Annotated in this window: 2 protein-coding genes and 1 pseudogene; 2 read left to right on the forward strand and 1 reads right to left on the reverse strand. The window is 74.8% G+C overall.

Features of this window, described 5'->3' with window-relative positions; all coding sequences use genetic code 11:
• Window positions 1-430: 430 nt before the first annotated feature.
• Window positions 431-2638 (forward strand): MMPL family transporter, encoded by a 2208-nt coding sequence (locus FOE67_RS17305; protein WP_438874244.1) that lies wholly within the window; start codon window positions 431-433, stop codon window positions 2636-2638.
• Window positions 2639-2722: 84 nt separating this feature from the next.
• On the opposite strand, the gene FOE67_RS17310 is transcribed toward FOE67_RS17305, so the two are convergent.
• The gene (locus FOE67_RS17310; protein ID WP_182665299.1) at window positions 2723-3043 is read right to left on the reverse strand and encodes an Rv1322 family protein; all 321 of its coding nucleotides are present in this window, start codon (window positions 3041-3043) and stop codon (window positions 2723-2725) included.
• A 372-nt stretch (window positions 3044-3415) separates the two neighbouring features.
• Here FOE67_RS17310 and FOE67_RS17315 point away from each other — a divergent pair.
• Window positions 3416-4447, forward strand: a pseudogene (locus tag FOE67_RS17315) (LLM class flavin-dependent oxidoreductase); the annotation flags it as partial.
• Window positions 4448-4618 lie beyond the last annotated feature (171 nt).

Here is a 4618-nt window from a genome sequence, read left to right on the forward strand (position 1 = left end):
GGATCGACCCGCCGGGCGGGGGGCGCGGGGGTGCGCGAGAGGCCGGTGACGTTCACGGGTGGAAACGGGCGGAAACGGGTGGGAGATGTCGCCGTGAACGCCGGTCCACGGCCTCGTGGTCGGGGCCCGACCACCGCGGCTCCGACCGACCGGGCCCCACCGACGGGGCACACCCGCCGACGTCCGATCATCACGTGCCCGGTGGGGCCGCTCGCCCGGTGACGCACGGCTCTCCCGTCGTTCCGCCGGCCCTCCCCCGGGGCGGCTCGGGGGAATCCCCGGGGGACGGCGCGGGCGCCCTACCACCGCTGGGGTAGCGGAGGTCGCAACCGCCGGCGGACGCGGAGGTGCACGCCGATCGCCCAGGCTCGTCCCGGGTCGCCACGCAGTCGTGGCCACGGCCGACGGTCATCGCCCCGAGGAGAGCATCGTGCAGAGCAAGTCCCCCACCCGAACGCCGCAGGCGCCGCCTTCCCCACCGTCGCCTCCCCGGCCCGGGGTGTTCGAACGACTGGCCGGCTTCTCGCACCGTCACCGGTGGACCGCACTGCTCCTGTGGGCGGTGATCCTGGTCGGCACGGTCGGCGCGGCCACCGCCATCGGCGACGACTACCGCGACGATCACTCGCTGCCGGGTACCGAGGCGCAGCGGGCCCGGGAGCTGCTCGGGGAGCACGCGCCGGACGACTCCGGCGACACCCTGTCGATCGTGTTGCACGATCCGGCCGGGCTGGGCGACCCCGGCACCGAGCAGCGGGTCGACGGAATGCTCGCGCGGGTCGCCGAACTGCCGGGGGTGGCCGGGGTCCGCGGCCCCCACGACGGCGACGGGGCGATCTCCGGGGACGGCACGATCGGCTTCGCCACGGTGGTGCTGGAGGGCACCTCCGAGGAACTGTCCGTCGAGGCGACCGAGGACATCCTGGCCGCCGCCCGGTCGATCGCCGAGCGCGAGGACGCGACCGGTGACGGCCTCCGGGTGGAGCTGGGGGGCGACGCCGCCCGGCAGCTCGCGGAGAGCGAGGGCGGCGCCGCCGAGGGCGTCGGCGTCCTCACCGCCCTCGTCATCCTGGTCTTCATGTTCGGCACCGTGATCGCCGCCGGGCTACCGGTCGTCGTGGCGCTGTTCGCGGTCGGCAGCGCCATCGGACTGATCATCCTGGCCTCGCACGCGTTCACCATCGCGGGCTACACCCCCTATGTGATGACGCTGGTCGGTCTCGGTGTCGGCATCGACTACGCGCTGCTGATCTTCGCCCGGTACCGGGGCGAACTGATCAGGGGAGCCGACCCGGAGTCGGCCGCCCGCCGTTCGCTGGACACCGCCGGCCGGACCGTCTTCTTCGCCGGCTGCACCGTGATCGTGGCCCTGCTGGGTCTGGTGGCCCTCGGTCTGGGCGCGCTCCGGGGCGTGGCCCTGGCGGTGGCGCTGACGGTGGCCGTGACGATGGCCGCCTCGCTGACGCTGCTCCCCGCGCTGCTGGGGATTTTCGGTCGGCGCTTCGCCCGGCAGTTCCCGGCCCGCGCCGCCCGCCGGGAGGCCCGCGGCAAAGCGGCGGACGGCACCGGGTGGCGCCGCCTCGGTGCCGCCGTGCAGCGCCGTCCGCTGGTCGCGCTGCTGATCCCGGTGATCGGGTTGGGCGCGCTCGCCGTGCCGGTCGCCGATCTGCGGCTCGGCTTCGCGGACGCGGGCAACGACCCGGCCGGCTCCACCGGCAGGGCGGCCTACGACCTGCTGGCCGAGGGCTTCGGGCCGGGTGGCAACGGGCCGCTGATCATCGCCGTCGAGGGCGGGGACGAGGGCGCGGAGGCCGCCGGCGCCGCCGCCGTGGGGGTACTGGGCGGCACCCCCGGTGTGGCGAACGCGATCGGACCGTTCCCGACCGGCTCCGAGTCCGTCACGACCGTGCTCGTCCACCCCGAGAGCGCGCCGCAGGACGAGGAGACCTCCGCGCTGGTGCACGCGTTGCGCGGCGATGTGCTGCCGGACCTGGCGGAGCGGACCGGGGCGGAGTACCTGGTGGGCGGGTCCACCGCCGCCGTCGAGGACTTCTCGACGCGGGTGGAGGAGCGGATGCCGCTGTTCGTGCTGATCGTGGTGGGCCTGTCCCTGGTGCTGTTGACCGCGGTCTTCCGTTCGGTGCTGGTCCCGCTGAAGGCGGCGCTGCTCAACCTGCTGACCATCGGCGCGGCGCTCGGGGCGGTCACCCTGGTCTTCCAGCACGGGTGGTTCGGGGTGGAACCCGGGCCGATCGAGGCCTTCGTGCCGGTGATGATCTTCGCGATCGTCTTCGGTCTCTCCACGGATTACGAGGTCTTCCTGGTCTCCCGCATCCGGGAGGAGTGGGAGCGCACCGGGGACCACGCGTCGGCGGTTCGGGAGGGCCTGGCGCACACCGGCTCGGTGATCACCGCGGCGGGCGCCATCATGGTCGCGGTCTTCGGCGCCTTCATGCTCAGTGACGACCGGATGCTCCAGCAGTTCGGCCTGGGGCTGGCGGTCGCGGTCCTCGTGGACGCCGTCCTCATCCGCTGCCTGGTCGTCCCGGCGACGATGCAGCTGCTCGGCCACCGGGCCTGGTGGTTGCCGGCGCCACTGACCCGGTTGCTGCCCGCGGTGCGGTGGGAACGGCACTGAGCGCGGCTGCCTCCCGGAGATCCGGTCGCCCCCGGTCCCCGGCCCCGCGCCACCGGGGGCCGGGGGCGGGGGCGACCGGGGCCGTCAGTACCGGGGGGCGTTGCGGGAGCGGCGGACGACGGGGGCGCGACGGTCACGGGCCTGCCAGCACCCGCTGTGCCAGTGCCGGCGGTCCTCCACCGCCCCGAACCGCTGCCAGGCCACCACGTGGGGCAGCCCCGGTGTGATCTCCTGATCGCATCCCGGGCAGCGGTAGTGCTTGACGGCGGCGGCGCCGGTGACGCGGCGCACCACCCACTCCTCGCCGCGCCAGTCCTCGGTGGTCTCCGTGCCGCGCACGCCGCCCTCGCCGGCCCCCGAGGGGTCGGTGCGTCGGTCGCGCCGGTGGTTGCGCCGGGGGGACACCTGGCACCTCCGGTTCCATTCGTTCGCTCGTGGGTCTCGCGGCCCACCCGGGCGGGCGTCCCCGGGGGACGGGGCGCCCGATGGGCGCTCCCAGCCTACGCATTTCGGCCGGGGTCGCGGGACCGTCGCACACCGAGGGGCGGGGTGGTTCGATGTGCGCCCCGGTGCCGCCACGCGCCCTCCGGGCGCGGGCATCCGAACCGGGTCGGAAAAGTGTCACTTTCGTCTCGACCTCCCCCTGTCACCTCACCAACACCCCAAAAGCCATGATCATCGGAAAAACTCTGTGCCAGGCCGTGCCCTTGGCACGTGTCAGGCGTTGATGCCATGGAGATATGTGATGCACACAGCGCATCACGAAGGGGTGAAGGCATGCGTGTGGGGACATTCGTGTTGGCCGGCCGGTTCCCCGGCCAGAGCGACCGGGAGGCGCTGGACCGGGCCGTCCGGACCGTGGTGACCGCCGAGGAGGCGGGTCTGGCCGAGGCCTGGCTGGCCGAACACCACTTCGTCCCCTACGGGACCTGCCCCTCGGCGGCGACCCTCGCCGCCCACCTGCTCGGCCGCACCCGGCGCATCGGCCTGGGCACCGCCGTCAGCGTGCTCTCCACCGTCCACCCGGTGGCGCTCGGCGAACAGGCCTCGCTGCTGCACCTGGTCTCCGACGGGCGTTTCACCCTCGGTGTGGGACGCGGGGGCCCCTGGGTGGACCTGGAGGTCTTCGGCACCGGACTGCCCGCCTTCGAGCGGGGTTTCCCGGAATCCCTGGACGTGCTCCTGCGGTGGCTGCGCGGCGGGGAGGTGGGGGCGGAGGGGGAACGTCACCGTTTCCGACCGGTGGCGGTGGTCCCCGACCCCACCGCGCCCACCGGGCCGGACCGCTCCACCGGCGGACCACCGGTGGTGGTCGCCTGCACCTCGCCGGGGACCGTCCGGCTGGCCGCGGAGCGCGGTCTGCCGATGCTGCTGGGGATGCACTCGGGCGACGAGGAGAAGGCCGCGATGGTGCGGCTGTGGGGGGAGACCGCGCGCGCCGCCGGACACGACGCGGGGACCGTGGCCCGCGCCGGACACGTCTCGGTGGGCGTGGCGCAGATCGGCGACAGCCACACCGAGGCGGTGGAGACACTGCGCCGCGCGCTGCCGGGGATGCTGCGACAGGGGTTGGCCGCGCACCGCACCGTGGACGGCCGGAAACGCCCCATGCGCGACCCCCTGGCGTACACCGAACTCCTCTGCGAGCTGCATCCGGTGGGCACTCCCCGGCTGTGCGCGGACCGGATCGCCGCCACCGCCGAGGCCACCGGGATCACCCGGTTCGCCCTGTTGGCGGAGGGGTCGGGTGACCCGGAACTCACCGAGGAGACCCTCTGGCGGCTGGGGACGGAGGTGATGCCGCTGCTGCCGGACACCGCGCCCGTGTCCGGCCCGGCGGCACCGGCACCCCCGATGTCGCGGGTGTCCCGGGTGGCACCGTGGCCCCCGGAGGGCCGGCCGGCGACCGTCCCGGCGGCCGCCGCCCCCCGTCCACCGGGCTTCCCGGAGGCGGAGGCCGGGGAGCCGGTGGGGCGGGAC

It is taken from the genome of Streptomyces calidiresistens (assembly GCF_014141525.1).
Classification (GTDB): Bacteria; Actinomycetota; Actinomycetes; order Streptomycetales; family Streptomycetaceae; genus Streptomyces; species Streptomyces calidiresistens.